Annotated in this window: 26 protein-coding genes; 12 read left to right on the top strand and 14 right to left on the bottom strand. The window is 55.0% G+C overall.

What is annotated here, in order from left to right; translation table 11 throughout:
* Window positions 1-79 precede the first annotated feature (79 nt).
* From mltG to fabD, 7 genes are all read right to left on the bottom strand, one after another.
* Window positions 80-1,237 (bottom strand): endolytic transglycosylase MltG, encoded by a 1,158-nt coding sequence (gene mltG, locus ACR0CW_RS05725; RefSeq protein ID WP_480787104.1) that lies wholly within the window; start codon window positions 1,235-1,237, stop codon window positions 80-82.
* The gene (fabF, locus tag ACR0CW_RS05720) at window positions 1,238-2,503 is read right to left on the bottom strand and encodes a beta-ketoacyl-ACP synthase II (protein ID WP_480787103.1); all 1,266 of its coding nucleotides are present in this window, start codon (window positions 2,501-2,503) and stop codon (window positions 1,238-1,240) included.
* Between the two features lie 207 nt (window positions 2,504-2,710).
* A complete protein-coding gene (locus ACR0CW_RS05715) occupies window positions 2,711-3,454 on the bottom strand; it encodes a 1-(5-phosphoribosyl)-5-[(5-phosphoribosylamino)methylideneamino]imidazole-4-carboxamide isomerase (RefSeq protein ID WP_480787102.1) in 744 nt (247 codons plus the stop codon).
* 116 nt (window positions 3,455-3,570) lie between these two features.
* Window positions 3,571-4,110, bottom strand: a complete 540-nt coding sequence (locus ACR0CW_RS05710) for a GNAT family N-acetyltransferase (RefSeq protein ID WP_480787101.1) — start codon at window positions 4,108-4,110, stop codon at window positions 3,571-3,573.
* 137 nt (window positions 4,111-4,247) lie between these two features.
* Window positions 4,248-4,481 (bottom strand): acyl carrier protein, encoded by a 234-nt coding sequence (locus tag ACR0CW_RS05705; RefSeq protein ID WP_005982462.1) that lies wholly within the window; start codon window positions 4,479-4,481, stop codon window positions 4,248-4,250.
* 210 nt (window positions 4,482-4,691) lie between these two features.
* Window positions 4,692-5,429 carry a 3-oxoacyl-[acyl-carrier-protein] reductase gene (gene fabG, locus ACR0CW_RS05700; RefSeq protein WP_170330981.1) on the bottom strand — a complete coding sequence of 246 codons (738 nt, stop codon included), beginning with the start codon at window positions 5,427-5,429 and terminating at the stop codon, window positions 4,692-4,694.
* A gap of 43 nt (window positions 5,430-5,472) precedes the next feature.
* Window positions 5,473-6,411, bottom strand: coding sequence for an ACP S-malonyltransferase (gene fabD / locus ACR0CW_RS05695; protein WP_480787100.1), 939 nt, complete (start codon window positions 6,409-6,411; stop codon window positions 5,473-5,475).
* 161 nt (window positions 6,412-6,572) lie between these two features.
* Between fabD and ACR0CW_RS05690 the strand changes: the two genes are divergently transcribed.
* The gene (locus ACR0CW_RS05690) at window positions 6,573-7,799 is read left to right on the top strand and encodes a cytochrome b/b6 domain-containing protein (protein WP_480787099.1); all 1,227 of its coding nucleotides are present in this window, start codon (window positions 6,573-6,575) and stop codon (window positions 7,797-7,799) included.
* A 70-nt stretch (window positions 7,800-7,869) separates the two neighbouring features.
* On the opposite strand, the gene ACR0CW_RS05685 is transcribed toward ACR0CW_RS05690, so the two are convergent.
* The gene (locus tag ACR0CW_RS05685; protein ID WP_155151097.1) at window positions 7,870-8,442 is read right to left on the bottom strand and encodes a YceI family protein; all 573 of its coding nucleotides are present in this window, start codon (window positions 8,440-8,442) and stop codon (window positions 7,870-7,872) included.
* 126 nt (window positions 8,443-8,568) lie between these two features.
* Window positions 8,569-9,078, bottom strand: a complete 510-nt coding sequence (locus tag ACR0CW_RS05680; protein WP_209016419.1) for a hypothetical protein — start codon at window positions 9,076-9,078, stop codon at window positions 8,569-8,571.
* A 279-nt stretch (window positions 9,079-9,357) separates the two neighbouring features.
* Here ACR0CW_RS05680 and rpsF point away from each other — a divergent pair, with 279 nt between their 5' ends.
* The 6 genes from rpsF to ACR0CW_RS05650 all read left to right on the top strand — a co-directional run bounded on the left by rpsF (window position 9,358) and on the right by ACR0CW_RS05650 (window position 13,115).
* Window positions 9,358-9,711: a 30S ribosomal protein S6 gene (gene rpsF, locus ACR0CW_RS05675; protein WP_155151103.1), complete on the top strand. Its 354-nt coding sequence runs from the start codon at window positions 9,358-9,360 to the stop codon at window positions 9,709-9,711.
* A gap of 27 nt (window positions 9,712-9,738) precedes the next feature.
* Window positions 9,739-9,966, top strand: coding sequence for a 30S ribosomal protein S18 (gene rpsR / locus ACR0CW_RS05670; RefSeq protein ID WP_005982441.1), 228 nt, complete (start codon window positions 9,739-9,741; stop codon window positions 9,964-9,966).
* A 12-nt stretch (window positions 9,967-9,978) separates the two neighbouring features.
* Window positions 9,979-10,599 carry a 50S ribosomal protein L9 gene (gene rplI / locus ACR0CW_RS05665; RefSeq protein ID WP_170330987.1) on the top strand — a complete coding sequence of 207 codons (621 nt, stop codon included), beginning with the start codon at window positions 9,979-9,981 and terminating at the stop codon, window positions 10,597-10,599.
* Between the two features lie 151 nt (window positions 10,600-10,750).
* Window positions 10,751-11,227, top strand: a complete 477-nt coding sequence (locus ACR0CW_RS05660; protein WP_155151877.1) for a lytic transglycosylase domain-containing protein — start codon at window positions 10,751-10,753, stop codon at window positions 11,225-11,227.
* 226 nt (window positions 11,228-11,453) lie between these two features.
* Window positions 11,454-12,155, top strand: a complete 702-nt coding sequence (locus ACR0CW_RS05655) for a helix-turn-helix transcriptional regulator (protein ID WP_170330989.1) — start codon at window positions 11,454-11,456, stop codon at window positions 12,153-12,155.
* Window positions 12,156-12,251: 96 nt separating this feature from the next.
* Window positions 12,252-13,115, top strand: a complete 864-nt coding sequence (locus ACR0CW_RS05650) for an acyl-homoserine-lactone synthase (protein ID WP_480787098.1) — start codon at window positions 12,252-12,254, stop codon at window positions 13,113-13,115.
* A 96-nt stretch (window positions 13,116-13,211) separates the two neighbouring features.
* Here ACR0CW_RS05650 and tig read toward each other — a convergent pair whose 3' ends face one another.
* The 3 genes from tig to ACR0CW_RS05635 all read right to left on the bottom strand — a co-directional run bounded on the left by tig (window position 13,212) and on the right by ACR0CW_RS05635 (window position 17,899).
* Window positions 13,212-14,543, bottom strand: coding sequence for a trigger factor (gene tig / locus ACR0CW_RS05645; RefSeq protein WP_155151109.1), 1,332 nt, complete (start codon window positions 14,541-14,543; stop codon window positions 13,212-13,214).
* Between the two features lie 184 nt (window positions 14,544-14,727).
* Complete coding sequence (locus tag ACR0CW_RS05640) at window positions 14,728-15,852, bottom strand: porin (protein ID WP_170330993.1); 1,125 nt, start codon at window positions 15,850-15,852, stop codon at window positions 14,728-14,730.
* Between the two features lie 310 nt (window positions 15,853-16,162).
* Window positions 16,163-17,899 carry an NAD(P)H-hydrate dehydratase gene (locus ACR0CW_RS05635; RefSeq protein ID WP_480787097.1) on the bottom strand — a complete coding sequence of 579 codons (1,737 nt, stop codon included), beginning with the start codon at window positions 17,897-17,899 and terminating at the stop codon, window positions 16,163-16,165.
* Window positions 17,900-18,068: 169 nt separating this feature from the next.
* On the opposite strand from ACR0CW_RS05635, the gene ACR0CW_RS05630 reads away from it, so the two are divergent.
* Both ACR0CW_RS05630 and glnA read left to right on the top strand, forming a co-directional pair.
* Window positions 18,069-18,407: a P-II family nitrogen regulator gene (locus ACR0CW_RS05630; RefSeq protein ID WP_108800222.1), complete on the top strand. Its 339-nt coding sequence runs from the start codon at window positions 18,069-18,071 to the stop codon at window positions 18,405-18,407.
* A gap of 37 nt (window positions 18,408-18,444) precedes the next feature.
* Entirely contained in the window at window positions 18,445-19,851 is a 1,407-nt protein-coding gene (gene glnA / locus ACR0CW_RS05625) for a type I glutamate--ammonia ligase (RefSeq protein ID WP_155151118.1), read from the top strand.
* A 54-nt stretch (window positions 19,852-19,905) separates the two neighbouring features.
* Here glnA and ACR0CW_RS05620 read toward each other — a convergent pair whose 3' ends face one another.
* Window positions 19,906-21,267 carry an MFS transporter gene (locus tag ACR0CW_RS05620; protein WP_480787096.1) on the bottom strand — a complete coding sequence of 454 codons (1,362 nt, stop codon included), beginning with the start codon at window positions 21,265-21,267 and terminating at the stop codon, window positions 19,906-19,908.
* Window positions 21,268-21,491: 224 nt separating this feature from the next.
* On the opposite strand from ACR0CW_RS05620, the gene ACR0CW_RS05615 reads away from it, so the two are divergent.
* Both ACR0CW_RS05615 and ACR0CW_RS05610 read left to right on the top strand, forming a co-directional pair.
* Window positions 21,492-22,289: a lytic murein transglycosylase gene (locus ACR0CW_RS05615; protein ID WP_480787095.1), complete on the top strand. Its 798-nt coding sequence runs from the start codon at window positions 21,492-21,494 to the stop codon at window positions 22,287-22,289.
* Window positions 22,290-22,469: 180 nt separating this feature from the next.
* Window positions 22,470-23,399 carry a hypothetical protein gene (locus tag ACR0CW_RS05610; RefSeq protein ID WP_480787094.1) on the top strand — a complete coding sequence of 310 codons (930 nt, stop codon included), beginning with the start codon at window positions 22,470-22,472 and terminating at the stop codon, window positions 23,397-23,399.
* Between the two features lie 36 nt (window positions 23,400-23,435).
* Here the strand turns inward: ACR0CW_RS05610 and ACR0CW_RS05605 are convergent, their stop codons facing one another.
* The gene (locus ACR0CW_RS05605; protein ID WP_480787093.1) at window positions 23,436-24,179 is read right to left on the bottom strand and encodes a heme-dependent oxidative N-demethylase family protein; all 744 of its coding nucleotides are present in this window, start codon (window positions 24,177-24,179) and stop codon (window positions 23,436-23,438) included.
* A 123-nt stretch (window positions 24,180-24,302) separates the two neighbouring features.
* On the opposite strand from ACR0CW_RS05605, the gene dddP reads away from it, so the two are divergent.
* Window positions 24,303-25,646 carry a dimethylsulfonioproprionate lyase DddP gene (gene dddP, locus ACR0CW_RS05600; protein ID WP_480787092.1) on the top strand — a complete coding sequence of 448 codons (1,344 nt, stop codon included), beginning with the start codon at window positions 24,303-24,305 and terminating at the stop codon, window positions 25,644-25,646.
* The last annotated feature ends 12 nt before the right edge of the window (window positions 25,647-25,658 follow it).

Genomic DNA, 25,658 nt, shown 5'->3' with positions numbered 1-25,658 from the left:
TCCAAAAACACCTTCTTTCACCGAACAAGAAAGCCATCCGCGCAAAGACGCAGATGGCCTCGAACTTTTGTTAACAGGGTCAGTTACCCGAATTCCGCTCGGCTTCGATTTCGCGCCATTTGGCAACGTTCCGATTGTGCTCCTGCAGTGTCTCGGCAAAGGCATGCCCGCCCGTACCATCAGCCACAAAGAACACGTAGTTCGTTTGATCAGGCGATACCGCTGCCTCAAGGCTTGCGAGACCCGGGTTTGCAATCGGTGTTGGCGGCAAACCATCAATCTGATAGGTATTCCAAGGGGTTGGCCTATTCAGCTCACTACGCCGCAAACCGCGACCCAGAGTACCCTGTCCCTTTGTAACACCGTAGATCACCGTGGGGTCCGTCTGCAGCTTCATGCCTTGGTTCAGTCGGTTCACAAAGACGCTGGCGACCTGTCCGCGCTCTTCCGGAACGCCGGTTTCCTTTTCGATGATCGAGGCAAGGATCAACATCTCTTCGGGGCTTTCCAGCGGCAGACCCTCCTGACGCGCTTCCCAAGCGGCGTTAATTCTTAGCTGTTGTTTGTCCTGCATCTCCTGCAGAACTGCATTTCGATCTTCACCCGGCGTTACTTCATAACTATCCGGCGCCAGCATACCTTCAGCAGGTATCTCAGCCACTTCTCCCGCCAGCATGTCGACCGATTTCAGAGCTTCTACAATCTGCCAGCTTGTCACCCCTTCAGCCAGAGAGATGCGATAGCGGGTATCCGCCTCATTCCGCTTCTCACCATACACTGCAGGAACTTCATCCTCGCCGAATTCGAACGAAGCGATTTCGACAAAATTCAGTGTCGCCGGATCCAGTTCGCGCACGCGCGTCTGGGTTCGGGTCACGCCGATACGGTATTCAATCTCGGTTCCGCAGGTGCTGGCGCCACTACGCGTGATCTCATCGACGATCTCTTCCATCGATGCGCCTTCACGCACCAGAAAGCTGCCTGCCTTCAACTGCTGAGACTTGTCAGCGTAGTCGGCTGCCATCCGGAATATCGTGGCGCTGCTGATCGCTCCCTGATCCTCAAGCTCGCGGCTGACCCTGGTCATGTTCGACCCGGGCTTCACCTGCAGGCACATGGCGGTTTCAAGCGGGCCCTCGGCCTTGTATTGCGACTGCCCCCACAGGATCAGACCACCCATCAAAAACAGGCCAACCACCAGGATGGTCAGCATGTTCGACGCCAGAGCCCGCCACATTTAACTGACCTTTCCGAAGATCACGCTGGCGTTGGTGCCGCCAAATCCAAACGAGTTCGACAGTGCAACGTTGATTTCCCGCTCGCGCTTGGCGTTAGGTGCCAGATCAATCGGAGTTTCAACAGCCGGATTGTCCAAGTTGATCGTCGGTGGCGCGACCTGATCGCGAATAGCAAGGATTGAGAAAATCGCCTCGATTGCACCGGCTGCCCCCAACAGGTGGCCTGTGGCCGATTTCGTTGAGGTCATGGTCGCCTTGCTCGCGTGCTCGCCCAACAGACGCTCAACTGCACCCAGTTCAATGGTGTCGGCCATGGTCGAAGTACCATGCGCGTTAATGTAGTCCAGATCATTCGGCTCAAGTCCGGCGCTGCGCAGCGCGGCTTTCATCGAACGTTCCGCACCATCACCATCCTCAGACGGTGCAGTAATGTGATAAGCATCGCCCGACATGCCATAGCCCAGCACTTCGGCGTAAATCTTGGCACCGCGCGCTTTGGCGTGTTCATAGTCTTCTAGAACCACAATGCCGGCACCCTCGCCCATAACGAACCCATCGCGGTCAATATCGTATGGGCGGCTGGCTTTCTTCGGATCGTCAGCATACTTGGTGGACAGCGCTTTGCACGCATTGAAACCGGCAATACCGATTTCGCAGATACAACCTTCGCCACCACCAGCGACCATAACATCCGCATCGCCCGCGCGGATGATCCGGCTTGCGTCGCCAATAGCATGAGCACCTGTTGAACAGGCCGTTACGACGGAATGGTTAGGCCCTTTAAACCCGTGGCGGATCGACACCTGACCAGAGGCAAGGTTGATCAACGCACCCGGAATAAAGAAAGGGGAAACCCGACGCGGGCCCTTGTCTCGGATCAGGTTTGCAGTATCGGCAATAGAACCGAGACCGCCAATGCCGGAACCGATCAGCACACCTGTGCGCAGGCGCGATTCTTCGTCCTCGGGCAACCAGTTAGCATCTTTGCAGGCCATTTCGGCAGCTGCGATTGAATAGAGGATAAAGTCCTCGATCTTGCGCTGCTCTTTAGGCGGCATCCAGTCGTCAGGATTGAATGTGCCGTCTGTCCCGTCGCCGCGCGGAACCTCGCAGGCATAGGTGGTGGTTACACCACTCGCTTCGGCATCGAACTGAGTGATTGGGCCCGCGCCCGACTCTCCGTCCAGCAACCGTGACCACGTTTCCTCGACCCCGCTGGCCAAAGGAGTGACCAATCCCAGACCGGTTACAACGACTCTGCGCATGAAATGCCTCTTGCCTGCTTCCTGTTTGAGAACCGCTCATACCCCGGCCCGGGGTCCGGGGGCAAGAGCAACAGCATATTCCCTACCGGCATCATACCGCCAAAACGGGTAAGAACTGGCTTCTGAACCGGAGATTTCGAATTGAAATAACGAATTCCGCCCCTTCCAGAAAGCAGAAGAAGCGGATCATCGTTTAATTCGGCAGCTTTATTGGAACTGTGCCACCGGTTCATGAGCAGCTTTGGCAACGTCCAAAGCCTCGGCCAGATCCAGCGACTTGCGGAACAGCGCCCGACCGACCAGCGCGCCGGAAATGTTGTGAATGTAAGCCAGTCGCGAAATGTCATCAGCCGTGCGGACCACACCGCTTGCGATCACTGGCGTACGAGAATGCGCTGCCAACCCCGAGATCAAGCCGAGCTGCGCTTCTACATCTTCCATGTCGCTGTCGATATCCGTGACAAGGATCGCAGCGAAGGGCGTACCCTCGAACGCATCAATAAACGCTTCGGGCGTGAATGCACTTTGGCTACGCCAACCTTCGGTCATGACGTATCCCTGCCAGACGTCCACCGCGAGAACGATCTGGTCCGGGTAGAATTTGGCAAGTTCCTTGACCAGATGCGGATCGCGCGCTGCGAGAGTGCCGATGACGATGCGACCGACCCCCTTGTCGATCCAATGTTCGACCTGTTCACGGCTGCGCATACCACCCGCCAGTTGTACCGGCATTTCTGCTGTACGAATAATCTCCTCTACCAACTCAGCATTGGTATCACGGCCTTCGATCGCATCGAAGTCGGTCAGATGCATCCATTCTGCTCCGGCCGTAGACCATCCGCGCGCAGTTTCGGCAGGGTCGACATGCCAGATCATCGCTTCGTCCAGACGGCCTTTGTCCAATGTGACACAACGGCCATTCTGCAATTCCATGGTGGGGTAAATCATCATGAGCCCGCTCCTACGCTCTGGTAATCCAGAATAACATACAAGCGGCAATTGCGTGCACATTTTACAGTATCGGCAAACCGGGTTCTATTTGCGGCACTCATCCGGCCGGATATGTTTCAGATCCGTGCAGGCGGTCCGTCGCGGCGAAACAAATGAACCGGCGTATCATTGTATACAGACTCGCGCAGTTTCACATATCCCAGTTTCCCGGCAAGGCTCTGCGAAGCAGTATTGGTCGCATCCACCAACGCCACAAGCGGCCCGGGAATGACCCTGTCGAACCAGTCATGTGCAGCCTGCGCGGCCTCGTAACCAAACCCCTGCCCCTGCGCCTCAGGAGCAAGCACCCAACCTGCTTCGGGGAAAGTATCAAAATCCTCACCGAGGCATCGATTGCCGTAGAAGAATCCAGCTTGCCCAATGAGTACGCGATTCGACTGCATGACCACGCCCCATTGACCAAATCCGGCCATCTGCCAGTGGCCTGCGTTTCGCAGAAAGGAATCCCAGGCTTCGCCACGGCTGCGGGGCTTGCCACCGATATGTCGCACAACACAGGGATTACGCCAGATTTCGGCGAACCGATTGAAATCCTCTGGTCGCATCGCGCACAGCGTCAGACGCGCAGTATTTATCATCGGGGTGGATCTTATCATGCCCTTGCCCGCTCAGGTTTTGCCTCTGGTTCACAGTGCAAACCCGAGATTCACCACGCAAGCTCGAATTTCTTGCAGGCATAAAAAACGGCGCTTCCGTTGCCCGGAAGCGCCGCTTTTGATCAATTTCGAAACTCTTAGGAAGCTTCGCTGATGAATTTGACGGCGTCGCCAAAGGTCTGAATGGTCTCGGCTGCGTCATCAGGGATCTCGATGCCGAACTCTTCTTCGAAGGCCATAACCAGCTCAACGGTGTCCAGGCTGTCCGCGCCCAGATCGTCGATGAAGGAAGCGTTTTCGGTCACTTTGTCTTCTTCAACACCCAGGTGCTCAACAACGATCTTTTTAACGCGATCTGCGACGTCGCTCATGTCTATTCCTCATTCCATTTCAGGGCGCTTTGCCCGGTTCTGCCCTTGCCCGCTCGGGGTGGCTTTGTTTGCCCTTACCGGGCGGTTTGCGTCCCGGGTCACCGGGAAAGTTGAAGGCCGACCAAAATGACCGGCCTCTGCATTTATGCGCCGCCTAATAACACAGACTACGCAAGAGGCAAACGCTTTCGCACCTGCCTCCGACAGCGCCTACAACATGGCCATACCGCCATTCACATGCAAGGTGGTTCCGGTAACATATCCTGCTTCGGGGCTTGCAAGGTACAAAACTGCCGCAGCAATTTCAGACGGTTCGCCCATCCGACCTGCTGGCACCTGTCCCAGAATGCCCTCTTTCTGGTCATCTGTCAGTTTTGCAGTCATTGCAGTCGTAATGAAGCCAGGCGCCACTGCGTTGGCTGTGATTCCACGACTTGCGACCTCATAGGCCAGTGATTTGGTCATACCAACCATGCCGGCTTTGGATGCTGCATAGTTTACCTGACCCGGATTACCGGTTGCACCGACGACGGATGAGATGTTTATGATCCGGCCCCAGCGCGCCTTCATCATGCCGCGCAGCACACCCTTACACAGCTTTGCCGTTGCGGTCAGGTTCACGTCAATCACGCTCTGCCATTCGTCATCAGACATCCGCATGAAGATATTGTCGCGTGTAATACCGGCGTTGTTCACCAGAATATCTACCGAACCCATCGCATCGGCCGCTTGCTTCGGCAGCGCGGCCACAGCCTCCAGATCGCTCAGGTTGCACGGCAACACATGCGCGCGCTCACCCAGTTCATCGGCAAGTGCCTGCAAAGGCTCTACCCGGGTTCCAGAAAGCGCAACGGTCGCGCCCGCCGCATGCAGTGAACGTGCAATGTCACCGCCAATCCCGCCCGAAGCTCCGGTGATCAGAGCATTCTTACCAGTCAAATCAAACATTCGGTTTCCCTCTTGGTTCGTCGAAAGTGACGAGAAATTATGATCAGGCGTCTGCCTGAATGGCTTTTTGAACATCTTCAGGTGTACCAACCGCCTGACATGCAATGGACCGCTCGATCTTGCGGATCATACCGGACAGAGCTTTGCCAGCGCCAATTTCCCACGCACCGGTCACACCCTGTGCAGCCATATACTGAACACTCTCGCGCCAGCGAACCGAACCCGTGACCTGCTCGACCAGCAGCTGGCGGATCAGATCCGGGTCAGTGACCGCTTCGGCGCGCACATTGGCAACCAATGGCACTGCAGGTGCTTTGATCTCAACCTTAGCCAGCGCCTCGGCCATCACATCCGCTGCAGGCTGCATCAAAGCGCAGTGGAAAGGGGCACTGACCGGCAGCATAATCGCACGCTTCGCGCCTTTTTCCTTGGCAATCTCTGCAGCACGTTCAACGGCAGCCTTGGCCCCCGAGACCACGACCTGTGTCGGATCGTTGTCATTTGCAGCCTGGCAAACCTCTCCCTGAGCAGCCTCTTCTGCAACTGCACGCACAGCATCCAGATCCAAACCAAGAATTGCAGCCATCGCGCCCTCACCCACCGGCACGGCGCTCTGCATTGCTTGACCGCGCGTCCGCAGAAGACGAGCTGTATCGGCAACGGACAGCGCACCAGCAGCAGCCAATGCCGAGTATTCACCCAGCGAATGACCGGCTACGAAAGACGCCTTGCCGATCGAAACACCTTCAGCCTCAAGCGCACGCATCGCCGCCATCGACGTCGCCATCAATGCAGGCTGTGCGTTCTGTGTCAAAGTCAGATCTTCGATGTCGCCTTCCCAGATCAGTGTGCTGAGCTTCTCACCCAGTGCCTCATCCACTTCATCAAACACGGCTTGCGCGGCTGGATATGCGTCAGCCAGCGCCTTGCCCATTCCGATGGTCTGGGCACCCTGCCCGGGGAAAACGAACGCGATTGTCATTGCGACCTCTTGGATGACGTTAGGTTGCGGCGGGGTGTAAACCGAGTGACGCCGCCGCACAAGCTCTGCATTCTGACACTTATTCTGTGCGCACTACGCTATTGTGTGTTTGCACCAGCCAATTAGGGTGTCCGCAGCCAATCAATTGGAGCCTGCGACAGATGCCCCTGACTAACACCATATCCAGCTATGGCGGAGTGACCAAAGCCTTCCACTGGCTAACCGCCCTGCTGATTTTGACGGCCCTGCCCCTCGGCTGGGTCGCTGAAAGTATGGCCCATGCAATCTACGACCCAAGTATTGCGTCAACCGAAGAAGATATCGCGCGCGCAGCCCGTCTTTTCTCGTTGCACAAAACGATCGGGATCACGGTATTTTTCGTCGCGCTTGCGCGCATTCTATGGGCCGTGACGCAAACAAAGCCCGGTCTTTTGAACGCAGAAAACAAGTCCGAAGCATTTGCCGCAGAAACCGTTCACTGGCTGCTATACGGATCGCTTGTGCTCGTCCCGCTCAGTGGCTGGGTTCACCACGCCGCTGCCGAAGGGTTTGCTCCGATCCTCTGGCCCTTTGGACAAAACCTGCCCTTGGTCCCCAAATCGGCTCATCTGGCCGAATTGACCGCAAACCTTCACTGGCTGTTCATGTGGACTTTGGTCGGGGCACTGGCTCTTCATATTATGGGCGCTTTGAAACACCATGTCGTGGACAGGGACAGCACTTTGCGCCGCATGCTGCCTGGACGCTCTGATGCCCCTCAACCTCCCGATCAGCATCACTCGATGGTTCCTGCTTTAGCTGCTGCAATTGTCTGGGTAGGCGTGCTGTCCGGTGGCTGGATGACCGGTACCTTCGATGAGGACGCACACGGTGAAACTGACGCAACCGAACTGACCGAAGTGCAATCCGACTGGAAGGTGCAGGAAGGAAACTTGTCCATCACCATAACTCAGCTCGGCAGCCCGGTGACCGGAACATTTGCCGATTGGACTGCTGCAATCACCTTTGACGAGACCGATGATCCCGGGTTGGCCGGTTCAGTCGACGTCACGGTTGCAATTGGATCGCTCAGCCTTGGAACCGTCACCGATCAGGCGATGGGAGCTGATTTCTTTGACAATGCCCAGTTCCCGACGGCGCAGTTCTCGGCTGATCTTTACAAAACCGAACAAGGATACGAGGCCCGTGGCCCCTTGACGATCAGAGATAAGACACTGGATGTCGTTCTACCCTTCACATTGGATATAGAAGACGACACCGCAACCATGGCAGGGGAATTGGAACTGAACCGTCTTGATTTCGATGTCGGAAAGTCCATGCCTGCTGAAGACTCGCTTGCTTTTGCCGTTACCGTTTCAGTTGAGCTTACCGCAACCGAGTCCGAGTAGATGTGAGCAAACTAAAAAACCGCCGGAGCGATAGCAACCGGCGGTTTCTTTTTGTCTTACGACCGGATCTTTAGTCAGCTTTCTGAGCTTCGACCGAAATCCTGACTTCGACTTCATCGCTGACGAAGGGTGCAAACTGACCCAGATCGAAATCGCTGCGTACAAGCGTTGTGGTCGCGTCGAAACCTGCCCATGGCTTCTTTGCCATCGGATGCTCGGCAACCTGGTTCAGTTTTGCATCCAGAACCACAGATTTGGTTACGCCGTTCATGGTAAGATCGCCGGTGATGTTCGCAGTGCCTTCACCTGTGACCTCGATTCCGGTCGAGGTGAATGTGATCAGGTCACCTTCGGCAACGCCAAAGAAATCTTCAGTCATGAAGTGGTCTTCGCGCGGCTTCCAGCCGGTGATCATCTCAACGACAGGCATCGAGACGCTTACACTCGAAGCTGCGGGATCTTCCTGATCGAACATGATCTCGCCTTCGAAACCTGAGAACATGCCATAGGTCGTCGAAAACCCGAGGTGGTTATAGCTGAAGACGACCTGGCTATGGCTGGGGTCCAGAACATATTTTTCGGCGCTCGCAAACGCCGTTGTCGCTGATACGGCCAGTGCAGCAGCAAGGAGGGTGGATTTCATGACAATCTCCGCAATTTTGTGTTCGCAAACCTATTGGGTTGCTCAACAACGAAAATGTGCCGCCCAAGGGCGGCACACAACCTCTATTCTCTCACAAATTCTGTTCCTTAATGAACAGACGCGTTTTTAAGCGAAAATCGCGACACTTCCGCTAAGTTGGCCTTTCAGCGCTCGGCTGACATCCGCCGATTCCAGCGGCAACTTCATCAGAACACTGCCATCAACATCAAACAGTTCGACCTCATCATCTGCAAATCGTGCACCGCCCAATGAGTCGTAGCCGCGGCGCAGAACCGTCTGCGGACGTCCATTCTCGTTCTTTTGCAACACACGTACTTCGCGACGGATCGGATCGAAATAAGCGTCAGGGCGCGGATCCAGCACTTCGATTGTCAGCAGGCTTACCCCTGCAATCAGGAACACCATCGAAGCCACCAGCTTGATCGGCCAAACCTCTGCACCGGCCACCGAACCGGGCATCAGCCACATCGAAAACGCTGAAACGATAAGGAATGCGCCGAGCACGCGGAACAGGATCAGTCGCGCTTTCCAGTTCGGCGCGAAGGTGATCATCACCGGTACAGATTCATCATACGCCGAGTTCGGCGCCGCTTGTTGAAATGTGTTCGTATTCATCACGGCCATCGCTTTTGCCCTGTCTGTGTTTTCCGACCACCCGGGTAACTCCCGGCTTGCAAACAACTTTGAGCCGAAAAGCGTCAGGAATTGGGCACCCCAATGGAAATTGGACGACTTCACCAAGGCATATGTGGCGGGACTTGCCCCTGCCCCACAAACGTGTATATGGGGCCATCCTTCGCAATACACATGAATCGCGCAGCCTCTCGTGGCAGGGTCGCGAAGGACCAGATGGCCCCGCCTTTGAAATGCGCCTTGATAGAAACAGGAGTGCACATGCCACTGTATGAGCATGTAATGATCGCGCGTCAGGACCTGTCCAACGCGCAGGCAGAAAGCCTCGTCGAACATTTCGGCACCGTTCTGGCTGACAACGGCGGCAACGTCGTCGAAAGCGAGTACTGGGGCGTCAAGACGATGGCCTACAAGATCAACAAGAACCGCAAGGGCCACTATGCCTTCCTGAAGACCGACGCCCCCGCCGGCGCCGTTCAGGAAATGGAACGCCTGATGCGCCTGCATGACGACGTCATGCGCGTTCTGACCATCAAGGTCGACGAGCATGCCGAGGGCCCCTCGGTCCAGATGCAGAAGCGCGATGAGCGCGAAGGCCGCCGCGAGCGCCGCTGATCAACGCCTGACGAAAGGACATATACCATGGCCGCAAAACCATTTTTCCGCCGCCGCAAGGTTTGCCCGTTCTCGGGCGACAACGCGCCGAAGATCGACTACAAAGACACTCGTCTGCTGCAGCGCTACATCTCTGAGCGTGGCAAGATCGTTCCTTCGCGCATCACCGCCGTTTCGGCGAAAAAGCAGCGTGAACTGGCCCGTGCTATCAAGCGCGCCCGCTTCCTCGCCCTGCTGCCCTACGCCGTGAAGTAAGGAGAGACTGACATGCAAGTTATCCTTCTGGAACGCGTTGCGAAACTGGGTCAAATGGGCGACGTCGTTGACGTCAAGCCTGGCTACGCCCGCAACTTCCTGCTGCCCCAAGGCAAAGCGCTGAGCGCGTCCGAGTCGAACATCGCCTCGTTCGAAGCCCAGAAAGCGCAGCTTGAGGCACGCAACCTGGAAACCAAGAAAGAAGCTGAAGCACTGGCTGAAAAGCTGGACGGCCAGCAGTTCATCGTGATTCGCTCGGCATCGGACGCCGGCGCCCTGTATGGCTCGGTCACCCCGCGTGACGCCGCAGACGCCGCAACCGACGCTGGTTTCACCGTCGACAAGAAACAGGTCATCCTGATCGCACCGATCAAGGAACTGGGCCTGCACTCGGTTGCAGTTAAGCTGCACCCCGAAGTCGAAGTTGAGATCAAAATGAACGTTGCCCGTTCGGAAGAAGAAGCCGAACTGCAGGCATCGGGCAAATCGATCCAGGAACTGGCAGCCGAAGAAGAAGCCGCTGCTGAATTCGAGATCGCCGAACTGTTCGACGACATCGGCTCGGCCGCCTCGGAAGACGAAGAGCTGGCTCCCGAAGCTGCTCCGGCTGAGGAAGACGAAGCCAAAGCCTAATCCTTTTGGATTTCAGATACGAAAGGCCGCGTATGATTGCGCGGCCTTTTTTCTTTGCGCCATACGAGCAAAATTTGGCCAGAATTCAGACCTAAGCTTGCAGTCTGATGATGGCACCATATCATCGGCCATCGCATCTCGGAGATTCCCCATGACTGACTACTTTCGCCGCAGCGTATTGGCCTTTGTTCTCTTTGCTCCGCTGGCCGCTTGCGGTGGCCCGGATACGCCGACGCAAGATACATTCAATCCCCCACTCTACCCCAATGAAACGCCCGAGCTGCGTGAATCAATCAACAAATGGGCGGATCACTACGAGCTGCCGCGTGAATTGCTGCATAAACTTGCCATTCGCGAAAGCACCCACCGTCCCTGGGCCGTAAACCGCCCTTACTATGGCTTACTGCAGATCCTTCCCGCTACCGCGCGATCGATGGGCTACACCGGAAATGCTCAAGGGTTGCTGGATGCAGATACAAATCTCGAGTTTGCAGGAAAATACCTGCGCGGCGCATGGCTTCTGTCGGACGGTGATCAGCAACGAGCAATCTTTTTGTATGCCAAGGGCTACTATCCCGAGGCAAAAAAGCGTGGAATGTTGGTCGAGACCGGGTTGGTCAAAGAATAATGTCGTCTGATTTGCGAAAAACCCTCGGCCAAAGACCGTTTGGTGTGGATTAGCCGCAATAAACTAACAGAATCGAGTTAATCTGTTGCCAATAGCACTCAATAAGCCCATGTGATATACACAAATGGCTTGCACAAGACCCTTTGGTTGACGCAACGTAGACTTCTATGGGGAAAGATATGGCAGTTTGTTGGGGAACGCTGCCGACGGTACAAAGGTTGGACAGTTGAAGCTCATCGACTTGGCCGCAATAGATCACGAGGAGAAGTCGGCTTACGACATCATTAACTCTGTATGTGATGAGCTTGGCTTCGACTACGCCTCTTATGCGACCACACACCCAGTTAAGGGCGACGTGCAGGGTTATGCAAATTACCCTGACGAGTGGAAGATTCATTATGGGAGCCAAGGCTTTCATAAGGTTGATCCAACGCTCTATCAATCCGCGCTGAGTATTGCGCCCGTTGATTGGGGGCGTTTCAATCATGATGACAAGTTCAATGCCGTTTTCCGTGACGCCCATGATTTTGGAATAACCGATCGCGGGCTGACTGTTCCGATCCGGGGGCCATATGGCGAATGTGGCTTGTTGAGTGTCACCAAGGATTGTTCTGACACCGAATGGAAAAAGCTGAAGAAACACGTCATGGGGGATCTTCAGTTGGCAGCTGTACAGGCGCATGATACCGTTATGCAGTCAGGATTGCTGGCCAAGGCGCTATATCTACCTGCCCTGTCATCGCGCGAAAAAGAGATCTTACAATGGACAGCTGAAGGTAAATCTCAGCAGGATATCGGTGATATTCTTTGCATCTCTCACCGTACAGTCGAAGTTCATATGCGCTCTGGTCGTGAAAAATTGGGTGCTTTGACTACCCCACAAGCCATCGGAAGGGCAATAGGTCTGGGTTTAATCTACCCTGGGTAATCAAATTAGGCCCAAAATTACGGGAAATCCCCAATAGTCTTGTTTCGAAACTAAGTTAATCTCCTCTCTACGGTAACCAGACTGTAGGGGGATGGAATGATCATCGTAATTGATGGTATCAACCAGCATAAGTTCAATGATGTCTTGGATGACATGTATAAACTGCGGGCCCGTGTGTTCGGGGATCGCCTTGGGTGGGATGTAAATATCCAAGACGGGCGTGAGAAAGACCAGTTCGACGACCTGCATCCTGCACACGTGGTCAGCATCAACGACGAGGGGGACGTCGTTGGGTGCATGCGCCTTTTGCAGACCACCGGGCCACACATGCTGGCCGATGTATTCAGCTCGATTATGGACGGCGAACCGCCCATTCGAAGCTCTCAGGTATGGGAAGCAACCCGCTTCTGCGTAGACACAAAGAAGCTTGGACGTGGACGCGGTAAGAATTCCGTATCCTACGTGACCAGTGAGGTCATGATCGGCTCATTCGAATACGCCCAGGAGGCGGGTGTTCTGGATGCGATCGCGGTCATTGACCCAGTCATGAATCGGGTGCTTCAGCGTTCGGGCAATGCGCCGTGCGATTATGTCGGATCAGCAAAACCGATGGGCAAGGTTGTTGCGATGGCGGCATTGATGGATTGCTCGGATGAGCGTATCTCAGCCATTCGCGAATATGCCGAAATTGATCACGACGTCTTCCTGACGGATGAGCAGGCACTCGAAAGGTTTGAAGCAAGCCGGATTTCGTTCCAGCAAGACGCCACAACCGCTAATTTAGACCACCAACCGCTCACTGAACTGGAAAAGTACTTTGTCGAGCAAATGCACTCGGCAACAACGAAAACCGAAGTCGAAGCTGTTCTCAGATTGATCGAGGCACTTTCGGATCGGTTCACCCCAGAGCAAAAGACTGCTCTGTTAAAGACCCCCCGTGCTTTTGCTCATGAGGCCTGACCCCCTCACCTCATAAGTCAAAGCCACCCATGCGGAGCCGTCTTATTTCAGACGGCTCCGCTTTATTTTGGCCCCTGATCAGGGGAAGGAAGAGGATTATTCCTCTTCCAGTGCCTCAACGGCTTTCTGAAGGTCATCTTTGCTGACTTCTTTGTCTGCAACCTGAGCCAGTTCGAAGACGTAGTCGATAACCTTGTCTTCGAAGATCGGCGCGCGCAGCTGCTGCTGCATCTGAGCGTTCTGCTGCACGAACTCGAAGAACTGACGTTCCTGTCCCGGGTACTGACGTGCCTGGTTCATGATTGCCTGAGTCATCTCGGCATCAGTAACTTCCACTTCGGCTTTCTGACCCAGTTCCGCCAGCAGCAGACCCAGACGTACGCGGCGTTCGGCCAGCTTGTTGTGCTCGTCGGTCGGCTCGATCTCGGCGTGGTCGTGACCTTCCACTTCCGGGTTTTCTTCGTGCCACAGCTGATGTGCGATCTGCTTGGCTTCGGCATCAACCAGCGACGGCGGCAGGTCGAACGATACCTTTGTATCCAGCGCGTCCAGCAGGGCACGTTTCATAACTGCGCGAGATGCACCGGCGTATTCTGCTTCCAGACGCTCGGCGATCTGAGCCTTCAGCGCAGCCAGATCTTCTGCACCAAATTTGGTAGCCAGTTCATCGTTGACCTCAGCAGCGACGGGCTCTTTCACCTCTTTGATGGTGCAAGTGAAAACAGCGTCTTTGCCAGCCAGGTGCTCGGCACCGTACTCTTCAGGGAAGGTTACGTTGACGTCCTTCTCCTCTTCGGCCTTTACGCCAACCAGTTGCTCTTCGAAGCCAGGAATGAAGCTGTTCGAGCCCAGAACCAGCGGATAATCTTCTGCCGAGCCACCCTCGAACTCTTCGCCGTCAACTTTACCAACAAAGTCGAATACGATCTGGTCACCATCTTTGGCTTTGGAGCCTTTGCGACGCGCTTTGAAATCCTGCGCTGTCTCGGCCAGATTGTTCAGTGCTTCTTCGACAGCTGCGTCATCTGCTTTGACTACCAGCTTTTCCAGTTCGACCGACTTCAGGTCTACCTCAGGGATTTCAGGCAGCGCTTCATAGGACATTGCGACTTCGACGTCATCGCCTTCTTTCCAGTCCTCGTTGGTCATCTTGACCTCGGGCTGCAGGGCAGGACGTTCGCCGCTGTCTTCAAAATGCTTGTTCATCGCGCCGTCGATGGATTCCTGCATCGCTTCACCCAGCAGGCGCTGGCCAAACTGCTTTTTCAGCAGCGCCATCGGCACCTTGCCTTTGCGGAAACCCTTCATTTCGATTTCCGGCTGCGCTTCGGTCAGCTTTTCGTTGACCTTTTCGTCCAGCTCGGCGGCGGTGACAGTGATGTTGTAACCGCGTTTCAGACCTTCGTTCAGCGTCTCGGTAACCTGCATTATGGTAGTCCCCATAGGATTCGGGGCGCGCAAAACGGCGCGCCGGGCAAATTTGACGCCTTCTATTTGCCCAGCCGCCCGCGTGCAAGGGGCAAGTGCCAGATCTGCCCTGTTTTACCGGCCTAACAAACAAAAAAACGCCCCGGTGCGAGCCGAGGCGTTTTCAGATCACAAAGAGATCTGGTCAGAACCTCCATCGGGCGCCAAGCACCCATGCTTCGTTCTTGTCAAAGGACACACTGTCTTTGAAGTCATGGTTGCGATACTTCAGGTAAGCATCCGTATTAATGCTGTCTATACGCTGAACAACGGCGATACCCCAGGCTCTTGTGCTGGATCCGTCATTCTCAAAATCAGCGCCGTCGTAGTAGTCGATACCGACCCCGGTTTTACCCCACGAAATCCAGTCATCCTCATATGCGATCTTGCCATACCAGTAGTTCGGATCAGATGCGCCAACCGCATCATTGCTTCGTGTACCGCCTGCAACGGTAAAGCTCAGACCGTTTTGCAGCAGAACCGAGGCCGAACCGATGGTGTCCTTGCGATCACCCGAGTTATCGTCTGCCTGACGAACTGCATAAGCGACACCCGCCGAGAACTCGACGCCACCGCTGAAGGTGTTGTTATAGAAAACACCTACGTCGTAGTAGTCGTCATCATCGCTGCTGGACAGAATGTTCTGACCATATGCAAAACCGGCAGAGAATCCGTTGAAGCTGGGCGTGTCATAACGAATACGACCGCGGCGTGAGCCATCAAAGTTGCTGCTGGAGTCGCCGACGGTGATGTCACTCAGAATGCCGTCAGTGCCGCGATAAAAGAAGCCCGAGTTTTCATCATTGGTAAATGAGTAAAGCGCCGTACCTACATAGGACAGGTCTACTTCGGCAGCACCATCCGATACCATGCTGCCCTGACCGGCTGAGAATTTACCCCAGTTGCCCTTTAGTGCAAAATCAACGTGGCGGATGTCTTCACGCGTCCAGCCGCTGAAGTTGGTACCAAGCTGGTTCCATTCGGACGAGTTTGGCAGGCCCAGTGCCGATTCAAACCGGAACGTGAACTCGTTTTGGCCAAACGGCTGCATCAGGCGCAAACCAACGCGGCTGTTTGACAGATCGTTATCCAACACGCGGGTCTCAGTTTGCTGCCCATCATCTACCGAGATGAGTGCAGGGTTGAACTGTCCGTACAGCAGGACATATCCGCCACTGTTATTTTCGTATTTCAACTCGGCAGCGGCTGGAATTGCCGTCGTTGCGGCCAGTACTGCAGCTGCGGAAGAGAGTTTGAGATTAAGGGTCATTTCACTCACCATGAAAAGTTCCGGTTTCAGGTACTGCTCAAATGTTTACTGAACGCGATGGTTCCAGAGGCGCTCAGTCCATGCCGTATATTCATTGCAAATCCGCCACAGCCGACACAGCGATGAAAGACACATTCTTATTTCTTTTCAAAAGGCTACATTTACAAGCCCAGGTGGCAGCAAATTGCTCCCAAATAAATTCTGCCCTTCCGCTATGCGTCTGGCAAACACTCGCTATGCATTAACGCAGAATGAACCGGCATAAAGTCGCCAATCCTACGCTCAGTAGGCCACTATTTGCGCAACGCAATCAAACATTCAGCTTTTTAAGAACTTCAGGTAGCTGTTCGGGCAGATCTTCTGCGATCAGGCCGGGTCCAAACTGCCGCGCGCATTCCACGTGCAACCAGGCTCCGGTCTCGGCAGCTTGCATTGGACTAAATCCGCGAGCCAGCAAACCGGTTATGAAACCTGCAAGAACATCCCCTGCGCCCGCCGTTGCCAGCCATGGCGCTGCACGATCGTAGTGCGCTGAGTTAATCGCACACTGCCCATTCGGTGCAGCAACTACAGTATCCGGCCCCTTGAATAAAACCACGCACCCTGCCCGTTTGGCCGCATCGCGCGTTGCATCCACTTTGGAGTAGGCCGGGCCTTCGGTAGGCGTTGCCGCCAGCTTTTCGTCAATATCCGGAAACAGCCGCGCAAATTCACCTCCGTGCGGGGTTAACACGCAGTTTTCGTGCAATCGAGAGAACAACAATGCCGGATCATCCGCAAAAGCCGTCAGTGCGTCGGCATCCAGAACCGTTGCGCGCTTTGCCTCAAGGGCTGCGGGCACCAAATCCCGCGCACACTCTAAACCCAACCCAGGACCAAGACAGAGAGCGTTCAGCCGCTCGTCCTTAAGCACGTCGGTCAGCCCCTCTGCCCCCTCAACCTGCTGTAGCATGATGGCTGTCACCTGCGCCGCGACTTCCATCTGAGCCGCTGGAGGCACACCCAGCGTCACCAATCCAGCCCCAATGCGCAAAGCCCCTCGGGCGGCTAGCCGCGCAGCGCCGGTCTTAGCCGGACCACCCGAGCAAATGAGGGCGTGGCCGTGGGTGAACTTGTGATGTTGTTTGAATTTGGGCAAGCGATAGAGCGGCAACCCACCCCATGTTCGCTCGTCTTTCACGCGGCCCGGTGCCTCGGCAAGGGTTAGAAAAGCAGGGCGGCTCGCCCTGCGAGAAGGCTTTGGTCCCAACGTGAAAGCATCGTCATATGGTTCACCGTTAAAGCGGCAACGCTGCTTGGAAATACCGATGTCTTTAACAACGAGCTTGCCACACAAATCCGGCCCTTGCGCCAGGAAATGCCCGGGCTTTGGGCTGTCGAAACAAACGGTCAACCACGCAAAACGGTCGCGCAAAGCACGCGCGCCGCCCGCTTGGGCAATCTTGTTCCGTATCTCTACAGGAAAACTGTCCAGCACCTCGCGAGACCATGGGTTCGAAGCCTCTTGATGCAACGCCCGCCCGCTGTCCAAACACAAGCCGGATGGCGCGTCGATGCTGATCATGCGGTCGGTGTAGTGGTCCCCATTCACACCAGAAAGATGCCGAACGACCTTGAACAGTTCACCGTCCAAACCGCGTTTCAACCCCGTCCCGAACAGTGCGTCAACGTACAGATCGGCAAAACCACCCTTGCGCATATTCTGTTCGGTCAGCGGTACAACCTCTCTTAACTCCAGCCATCGATCATAATTCACTCTCGCATCTGCCGGCAGCTTTTCGGGATCGCCATAGAGAAACACCGCAACCTCCCAACCCCACTCCTTCAGCAGCCGCGCCACGACAAACCCGTCGCCGCCATTATTGCCGGGACCACACAAAACCACGGCTGTACCAGATGTCTTCGACAGCTCAGGCCACTCTTCAAAAATCGCCTCAACTACACCGCGTCCAGCCCGCTCCATGAGCTCCAGACCGGTCACCTCGCCAGACTCGATTGCTGCAAGTTCAATCGCCCGCATCTGTGCCGCTGTTAGCAATTCCGTCATCTCAAATCCCTCGGCGATTCAATTTTGATTACTTTTTGTGCAAGCCGATCAAAATTTGACCTGCCGCCTGTTTTCTCAGCGTCCAACCCGGACCATTTTCGCAATCACATTGCCGACCGAATTTAGACGTGGTCAGTGCCACAGTGACAAGAGTTAATAGGAGCCCGGGATGAAGAAGATCGAAGCGATCATCAAGCCGTTCAAACTCGATGAAGTAAAAGAAGCGCTGCAGGATGTCGGCGTCCAGGGACTCAGCGTGATCGAGGTTAAGGGCTTTGGCCGTCAGAAAGGACACACCGAGCTGTATCGCGGCGCGGAATATGTCGTCGACTTTCTGCCCAAAGTGAAGGTCGAGGTCGTACTGGACGACGATCAGGTCGATGCAGCGATCGAAGCGATCGTAGATGCAGCGAAAACCGACAAGATTGGCGACGGTAAGATCTTTGTCTCGCCCGTCGAACAAGCCATCCGCATCCGTACCGGCGAGACCGGTTCGGACGCTCTGTAAGCCAATTATCGAATTCTCAAACAGAGGACATGAGAGAATGAGCAAGGACGCAGTTCTTCAGCTGATTAAGGACGAAGGCGCCGAATACGTCGACGTTCGTTTCACCGACCCGCGCGGCAAACTTCAGCACGTGACCCTGATGGCCGATCAGGTTGACGAAGACTTTCTGGAAGAAGGCTTCATGTTTGACGGCTCGTCTATCGCGGGCTGGAAATCGATCGAAGCTTCGGACATGAAGCTGATGGTCGACACCGAAAGCGCTTATGTCGATCCGTTCTACGCGGAAAAGACAATCTGCGTGCACTGCTCGGTTGTTGAGCCCGATACCGGCGAAGCCTATGAGCGTGACCCGCGCGGCACCGCACAGAAAGCAGAAGCTTACCTGAAAGCATCGGGTATCGGCGACGTAGCCTACATGGGCCCCGAAGCTGAATTCTTCCTGTTCGACGATGTTCGTTTTTCGAACAGCATCAACAAGGTATCTTACGAAGTTGATGCAACCGACGCGTCGTGGAACACCGACACCGAGTACGAGATGGGCAACATGGGCCACCGTCCGGGCGTCAAGGGCGGTTACTTCCCGGTCAACCCGATCGACGAAGCACAGGACCTGCGTTCGGAAATGCTGTCGACTATGAAGCGTCTGGGCATGAAGGTCGACAAGCACCACCACGAGGTTGCGTCCTGCCAGCACGAGCTGGGCCTGATCTTCGACAGCCTGACCAAACAGGCCGACGAGCTGCAGAAGTACAAGTACGTCATCCACAACGTTGCGCACGCCTACGGCAAATCGGCCACTTTCATGCCCAAGCCGATCGCAGGTGACAACGGCACCGGCATGCACGTGAACATGTCGATCTGGAAAGACGGCAAGCCGCTGTTCGCTGGCGACAAGTATGCCGATCTGTCGGACGAAGCACTGTGGTTCATTGGCGGTGTTCTCAAGCACGCCAAAACCCTGAACGCCTTCACCAACCCTGCGACCAACAGCTACAAGCGTCTGATCCCAGGCTTTGAAGCTCCTGTTCTGCGCGCCTACTCGGCACGTAACCGTTCGGGTTGTGTACGTATCCCATGGACCGAAAGCCCGAAAGCCAAGCGTGTCGAGGCTCGTTTCCCCGATCCGGCAGCGAACCCCTACCTGTGCTTTGCTGCCCTGCTGATGGCCGGTCTGGACGGCATCAAGAACAAGATCGATCCGGGCGAAGCCATGGACAAGAACCTGTACGATCTGCCTGCCGAAGAACTGGCTGACATCCCGACCGTTTGCGGCTCACTGCGTGAAGCTCTGGAAGCTCTGGCATCCGATCACGACTTCCTGCTGCAGGGCGACGTGTTCACTAAAGACCAGATCGACGGTTACATCGCACTGAAGATGGAAGAGGTCGAAACCTACGAGCACACCCCGCACCCCGTTGAATACGGCATGTACTACAGCTGCTAATTCAACCCTTTGCGGTAAGATCAGGGGCGCCTTTCATGGGCGCCCTTTTTCGTTTCATGTCCCTTCGGCCGTGTTGATCTCATTCCTCTCAATCGCGATGTAGGCGTACATCAAAACCGCAGCAGATATTACTGCTGTTACCCAGAACACTGCAGCAAACGATCCCAGCATTGCATAGGTACTGCTGCAGACCGCCATTCCCAACGTTCCTCCCAACAACTGGCTGCTCAGCACGATACCCCCGGCTTGTCCCTGCATTCCAGGCGGAACCGAGATCATCACGGCTCGCTGCGGAGGAACAAAGAGGAAGGAAATAGCCACACCCGAAATCAACAGCCCGGCAAATACGAACAGATTCTGATCCAGGCCCATACCGATCGCCATACAGACCAGTCCGATCAGGGTGCCCAAAACTCCGAACAATGAAGGAAGTCTGGTTCCATAAGCGTCTGCGGCTTTGCCTGCATAGGTCGCAGTTAGCACAGGTGGCACCACGGCTGGCAGCAATGCCACTCCGGCCATCAGCGGAGACAGACCAGAAGACTTCTGAAAATACAAAGCACCAAACACGAAGGTTGCGATTTTGACGAATTGGGCGAGCGACACGATCATGTTTGATGCTGCAAAGGTACCATTGGAAAACAGTCGCATCGCGATAAGCGGCGCAGTGGTGCGCAGTTCGACCCATACGAACAAAGCCAACATCACTATGCCGGTGATCAAAGGCCCGATGACATCAATCCGCTCCCAACCGCGCTCGGGCCCTTCCATGATGCCGAAAACGGTGAGGGTGAGACCTCCGACCAGAAGCAGCAAACCTGCCCAGTCGAATCCAGCCTCGGCTCGTCGGGGTGGATCGCGCCAGAACACCCAAGTGATGCAAGCTACGATCAGAACGATTGGCGGGTTGATCCAAAAGATCCAGCGCCAAGACAAATAGTCGGTCAACAGGCCTCCGACCACTGGGCCAAGTGCCAGAAAACTTGTCCCGATCGCGCCGTAGATTCCAAGGGCCATTCCACGTTCACCCTCATCAAAAGACATCGAGACCAGAACAAGTGAAAGCGGAAAGATAATGGCAGCCCCAATACCTTGAACTGCACGCGCGACGACGATCCCTGAACCACTTTGTGAATATCCTGCGGCGAGTGACGCAATGCCGAATACAAGTAGTCCGACGATGATCAGGTTCCGCGTACCGATGATGTCACCGAACCGCCCCGCAGCACCAGCAAGCGCTGCGAGCACAAGCAGATAAATGTTCACGACCCAGTGTGCACTCAAACTGCTCAGGCCAAGATCTGATTGGATCGTTGGCAATGCAACACCCACAACGGTTTCATCAAGAAGAATGACCCCAAGAATTGCGCCCATCGCGGTAAGAACCCACCAGCGACTGTTCGACGTCTTGCCCATCGGAACTCCGCCTCCCCCTGAGAAAGAAACCTGATTTCATACTCATAGAACATGGCAGGGCTGAGATCCGTCAAGGAGCCAGTCGCGGTCACTTGCAAGGGCGACGCGCCTCAGACAAAGTAGTTTTACGCCTGTTTTGGCGCAAATTGATCAATTTACTTCTTTGCGATAGCCGAGCCAGCTATCCTGAAATTCGGATTAGTCAGATCGAAAGAGTGCTGTTCATGAAGCTTCTCGTTGCTCCCGTTGCCGCCATTGCCATCTCTTTCGCCTCTGTTGGATTGGCTGCGTCATGCGGCAATACCAGCGCCGGTTTTGAATCCTGGAAACAGAGTTTCGCCAAACAGGCCCGCAAAGCAGGGGTGCGCAAAAAGGGACTGCAGGCGCTGGCGCAGACCCAATACGCCACGAGGACGATCGCAGCTGATCGCAACCAGAAAAGCTTCAAGTATTCCTTGGACAAATTCATGAGGGTTCGGGGCGCAGATACCATCGTATCTCAAGGGCGCAAGCGGAAGGCGCGCAACCCGCAATTCTATGCGGCTCTGGAACGACAATACGGTGTTCCCGCCGGTGTTCTGATCGCTATTCACGGCATGGAAACGGGCTTTGGGAATTTCATGGGCGATAGTCAGGTTGTTTCCGCAATAACAACACTGGCCTACGATTGTCGCCGGTCTGAGTTCTTTATTCCTCATGCGATCGGAGCGCTGAAATTGGTGGATCAGGGCAGCATCACCATGGCGACAAAAGGGGCAAAACATGGCGAACTGGGCCATACACAATTTCTGCCTGGCAACGCCATAACCTATGGCGTCGATGCCACCGGAGACGGCCGCGTGGATTTCTACAACATGACCGACGCTCTGGCCTCGACCGCAAATTTCTTGCGTAAGAAAGGGTGGAAACCCGGTCGGGGCTATCAACCCGGAGAGCCGAACTTTGCAGTTATCCAGCAGTGGAACGCAGCATCTGTTTATCAGCAATCCATCGCAATCATGGCCTTGCGAATCGACAGCTAGGTCAAGTTTCGCCTTAGCTGGCCGCACCCAATTTTCGCCACATTATCGCCACATCTAACCAGTTGACCCGGCGTTTTATTGGTTTCCAAAGCGTAATCAATCCTGCAAAAAATTCATTTTTTTGCATTTTCGTCAAATTTTCCCCTACTTGTCTCGCTATGATTGTGTGTCAGAAATCATATGGCAGAGGACTGTGCTGTGACTGCAAAGCACAAATACCATGGTGGACTTCAGTTCAACGGCGACGCGGAAGGCGCGCTCCGGCGGTTCTGTCACACCGTTTCTGCGACACTTGAAGACTATGGTCATCTGGTCGAACGCAAGACGCTGACCAGCAAGACCGAAGCCAGTATCGTGTCCAGCCACTATCTTGTTCGGCTGCATCTTGAAACGACGCATGATGAGGCGAACGACCGATACGGACGTCTGGATCGTGCGGCCGGGTTGAAGACCATGGCTCGTCCTGCGGTTTCGCGTCCCAAGCACAGGCTAGCGATTTCGATTACCCCGGTTTCCGAGTTATTGGACGACAGCGAGATTTCCGAATTGATCCTGGTGGTAATGCTATATCGCATGGTCGATATCTGTTCGACCCAGCGAGTTGAATGGCTGTCCCCGAACACTGTTCTGACGATTGAACAGTTCCTGAGCACGTTCGATTCATTCACTCCTCGAAAACCTCGGGAGCGCAAACAGATTTTCGAATCCGTAACGGGTCAATTTGCTGGTATCGACATCGCCGATCAGGAAGAATTCGATCTTGAATCCGCAGCAACAAGAACATCAGGCCGCCCGATCAAGCTGACTGACGACCAGTTGCTGAGCATCGCGTTCAGAACAGATAATGAGCCGGTGCCCGAAGTTGACCAGCCAGAAGCCGAAGCACCAGATGATGAAAGACCCAGTGATATTCTGCGTCTTACCAGCTGGGGCATGACCGGGGCAGTCGCAAGTTTTTCTGCACCAATCGCATTATCAATGGCAGCAGTAAACCTGATCCGTGGTGAGGATTTTCGCCTGAATACACAGGTTCTGGTGTTCACCGTCGCGATCGTTGCACTGAATGCAAGTAACGCTTTTGCCGACGTTGCCAACGCGCTTGGCATGTAAACTTACTACCAACGACCCTCCTTGGAGACCCCGTCATCAGGCGGGGTTTTCCATTTCGGACATCACATGTTCCGGAAGAACGTAGGTGTGAATCGAGAACACGACCGCACGTGTCTCTGGCAGGCGTAACAAAGTCTGACGTTCACTTCGCATGTATTGCGCCCCACACCTGTCGCGTATCTCCCGCGGCTCGTTTGCACTGCGGGGCTGATGCAGTTCTGCATCCTCGTACCACAGAGCATTGAACCGCCAGAGCGGACGACCTGTCTGTATCCCGTCAAAGAGCCGCTGAACACGTCGCGCAACATTGGCATCATAGCTGGCAACAGGAATATGGATATCGAGAAGCGGTCTCATGAACTTCTCAGACAGTCGCCAGCTTGCCGGAAAGCACAGGATTGCACCGGTCAGCACATGCTCATCTTCCATCTTTTGCAGGATGCAGAAATCCTCCTGCACCAATCTGCAGAGAGTATCGAGAGGTTGCGTTCGATCAATTGCGACCTGAACGCCATCTGGACGTACGACCACATTCGATGCTGTCGGATAAACCTGCGCCAGCACCATATCCAAAAGCTCTTGTGCAGGAGCCATTGCTTGGGGATCCAGCGCCAGAACTTCGGATCTCCGCTCGCTCAGCAAAGATTCTCTTCGCTGCATCTGCTCGGCGAATGCATCATCCTGATGCAACCAGGTCTCCATGCTTGCCGGTTGGATGCCCGGCAATGGACGTTGAATCAGAGGGTTGTATGGAATTTCTTGCTGTAGAATTGCCGTCATGAACCTGAATTAGCATTCAATCCGTCTCATGTCGGTCAAAAAGCGACGGCCATATCGTCGCAATTCACCGAGACGCGGCGGATTTGTCTCTTCAAGCTTTACCTGCAAGCAGGGAGGCGAGCCGTGAACCACCACTACCGGGATACCCGCAAGATTGATCCGACCCGAGGCGCAACGCTGGGTGATGGAACTCCGAACGAGAACGACCGGATCGAAATCGGCCCAACACAACTGGCATTTGGTGAATGGGCCAACGCAGGGTTGGAGCCTCCAAACCTGGAACGAATGCGGGAACACCGTTGGAAGCGCTTGACGCAAGCCATCGTAGACCGTGGGTATGGTGGTATGTTGATGTTCGATCCGTTGAACATTCGCTATGCCACCGACAGCACGAACATGCAGCTGTGGAACACGCACAACCCGTTCAGGGCCGTTCTTTTGTGCGCCGATGGCTATATGGTGATTTGGGACTACAAGAACTCACCCTTCCTCTCGACCTTCAATCCGCTGGTACGTGAACAGCGATCCGGCGCCGACCTGTTCTACTTTGATCGCGGCGACAAGGTTGATGTTGCTGCGGACGTGTTTTCCAACGAAGTACGCGTACTGATCGAGGAGCACGGCGGAAACAACAAGCGGCTTGGGGTCGACAAGATCATGCTGCACGGCCTGCGCGCGCTTGAGGCGCAAGGTTTTGAAATCATGGAAGGCGAAGAGCTGACCGAAAAGACCCGTGCGATCAAAGGGCCAGACGAAATCCTTGCCATGCGCTGTGCAAATCATGCCTGCGAAACGGCTGTGGGCGAAATGGAGAAATTTGCCCGGGCAAATGTCGGCGATGGCAAGACCTCCGAAGACGACATCTGGGCCGTTCTGCATGCCGAGAATATCCGGCGCGGGGGTGAATGGATCGAAACCCGTCTGCTGGCTTCGGGTCAGCGCACCAACCCCTGGTTTCAGGAGTGCGGCCCTCGGATCACCCAAAAGAATGAGATCATCGCATTCGATACCGACCTGATTGGATCTTACGGTATCTGCATCGATATCTCACGAACCTGGTGGATTGGGGACGAGAAACCGCGTGCCGACATGATCTATGCCATGCAACATGCCCACGAACACATCATGACCAACATGGAAATGTTGAAGCCTGGCGTGATGATCCCTGAACTGACAGCCATGGCGCACAAGCTGGATGATAAATTCCAAGCCCAGAAATACGGCTGTCTGATGCATGGGGTCGGTCTGTGTGATGAATGGCCGCTGGTGGCCTATCCCGACAAGGCTGTCGAGGGTTCATACGACTATCCGCTCGAGCCCGGAATGGTCTTGTGTGTCGAGGCTTGCGTCGGTGAGGTTGGCGGAGATTTCTCGATCAAGCTGGAGGATCAGGTCTTGATCACCGAAGACGGCTACGAGAACCTGACCACTTACCCATTCGATCCTGCGCTGATGGGGCAGAACTAAAAGCAGTACTCA

Source organism: Ruegeria sp. CH6, from assembly GCF_056537005.1.
The sequence above is the reverse complement of the archived record's forward strand: the minus strand, read 5'-3'. Positions and strand labels throughout refer to the sequence as shown.

What these genes read in the sequence shown, in the direction of transcription:
- ACR0CW_RS05610 (WP_480787094.1), top strand. Translation starts at nt 22,470, where the DNA reads ATGGCAGAGGACTGTGCTGTGACTGCAAAGCACAAATACCATGGTGGA.
- ACR0CW_RS05710 (WP_480787101.1), bottom strand. Translation starts at nt 4,110, where the DNA reads ATGATAAGATCCACCCCGATGATAAATACTGCGCGTCTGACGCTGTGC.
- ACR0CW_RS05690 (WP_480787099.1), top strand. Translation starts at nt 6,573, where the DNA reads ATGCCCCTGACTAACACCATATCCAGCTATGGCGGAGTGACCAAAGCC.
- glnA (WP_155151118.1), top strand. Translation starts at nt 18,445, where the DNA reads ATGAGCAAGGACGCAGTTCTTCAGCTGATTAAGGACGAAGGCGCCGAA.
- fabD (WP_480787100.1), bottom strand. Translation starts at nt 6,411, where the DNA reads ATGACAATCGCGTTCGTTTTCCCCGGGCAGGGTGCCCAGACCATCGGA.
- ACR0CW_RS05635 (WP_480787097.1), bottom strand. Translation starts at nt 17,899, where the DNA reads ATGACGGAATTGCTAACAGCGGCACAGATGCGGGCGATTGAACTTGCA.
- ACR0CW_RS05660 (WP_155151877.1), top strand. Translation starts at nt 10,751, where the DNA reads ATGACTGACTACTTTCGCCGCAGCGTATTGGCCTTTGTTCTCTTTGCT.
- ACR0CW_RS05615 (WP_480787095.1), top strand. Translation starts at nt 21,492, where the DNA reads ATGAAGCTTCTCGTTGCTCCCGTTGCCGCCATTGCCATCTCTTTCGCC.
- rpsF (WP_155151103.1), top strand. Translation starts at nt 9,358, where the DNA reads ATGCCACTGTATGAGCATGTAATGATCGCGCGTCAGGACCTGTCCAAC.
- ACR0CW_RS05685 (WP_155151097.1), bottom strand. Translation starts at nt 8,442, where the DNA reads ATGAAATCCACCCTCCTTGCTGCTGCACTGGCCGTATCAGCGACAACG.
- ACR0CW_RS05715 (WP_480787102.1), bottom strand. Translation starts at nt 3,454, where the DNA reads ATGATGATTTACCCCACCATGGAATTGCAGAATGGCCGTTGTGTCACA.
- rplI (WP_170330987.1), top strand. Translation starts at nt 9,979, where the DNA reads ATGCAAGTTATCCTTCTGGAACGCGTTGCGAAACTGGGTCAAATGGGC.
- fabG (WP_170330981.1), bottom strand. Translation starts at nt 5,429, where the DNA reads ATGTTTGATTTGACTGGTAAGAATGCTCTGATCACCGGAGCTTCGGGC.
- ACR0CW_RS05605 (WP_480787093.1), bottom strand. Translation starts at nt 24,179, where the DNA reads ATGACGGCAATTCTACAGCAAGAAATTCCATACAACCCTCTGATTCAA.
- rpsR (WP_005982441.1), top strand. Translation starts at nt 9,739, where the DNA reads ATGGCCGCAAAACCATTTTTCCGCCGCCGCAAGGTTTGCCCGTTCTCG.
- tig (WP_155151109.1), bottom strand. Translation starts at nt 14,543, where the DNA reads ATGCAGGTTACCGAGACGCTGAACGAAGGTCTGAAACGCGGTTACAAC.
- fabF (WP_480787103.1), bottom strand. Translation starts at nt 2,503, where the DNA reads ATGCGCAGAGTCGTTGTAACCGGTCTGGGATTGGTCACTCCTTTGGCC.
- ACR0CW_RS05680 (WP_209016419.1), bottom strand. Translation starts at nt 9,078, where the DNA reads ATGAATACGAACACATTTCAACAAGCGGCGCCGAACTCGGCGTATGAT.
- ACR0CW_RS05630 (WP_108800222.1), top strand. Translation starts at nt 18,069, where the DNA reads ATGAAGAAGATCGAAGCGATCATCAAGCCGTTCAAACTCGATGAAGTA.
- ACR0CW_RS05705 (WP_005982462.1), bottom strand. Translation starts at nt 4,481, where the DNA reads ATGAGCGACGTCGCAGATCGCGTTAAAAAGATCGTTGTTGAGCACCTG.
- mltG (WP_480787104.1), bottom strand. Translation starts at nt 1,237, where the DNA reads ATGTGGCGGGCTCTGGCGTCGAACATGCTGACCATCCTGGTGGTTGGC.
- ACR0CW_RS05640 (WP_170330993.1), bottom strand. Translation starts at nt 15,852, where the DNA reads ATGACCCTTAATCTCAAACTCTCTTCCGCAGCTGCAGTACTGGCCGCA.
- ACR0CW_RS05620 (WP_480787096.1), bottom strand. Translation starts at nt 21,267, where the DNA reads ATGGGCAAGACGTCGAACAGTCGCTGGTGGGTTCTTACCGCGATGGGC.
- ACR0CW_RS05650 (WP_480787098.1), top strand. Translation starts at nt 12,252, where the DNA reads ATGATCATCGTAATTGATGGTATCAACCAGCATAAGTTCAATGATGTC.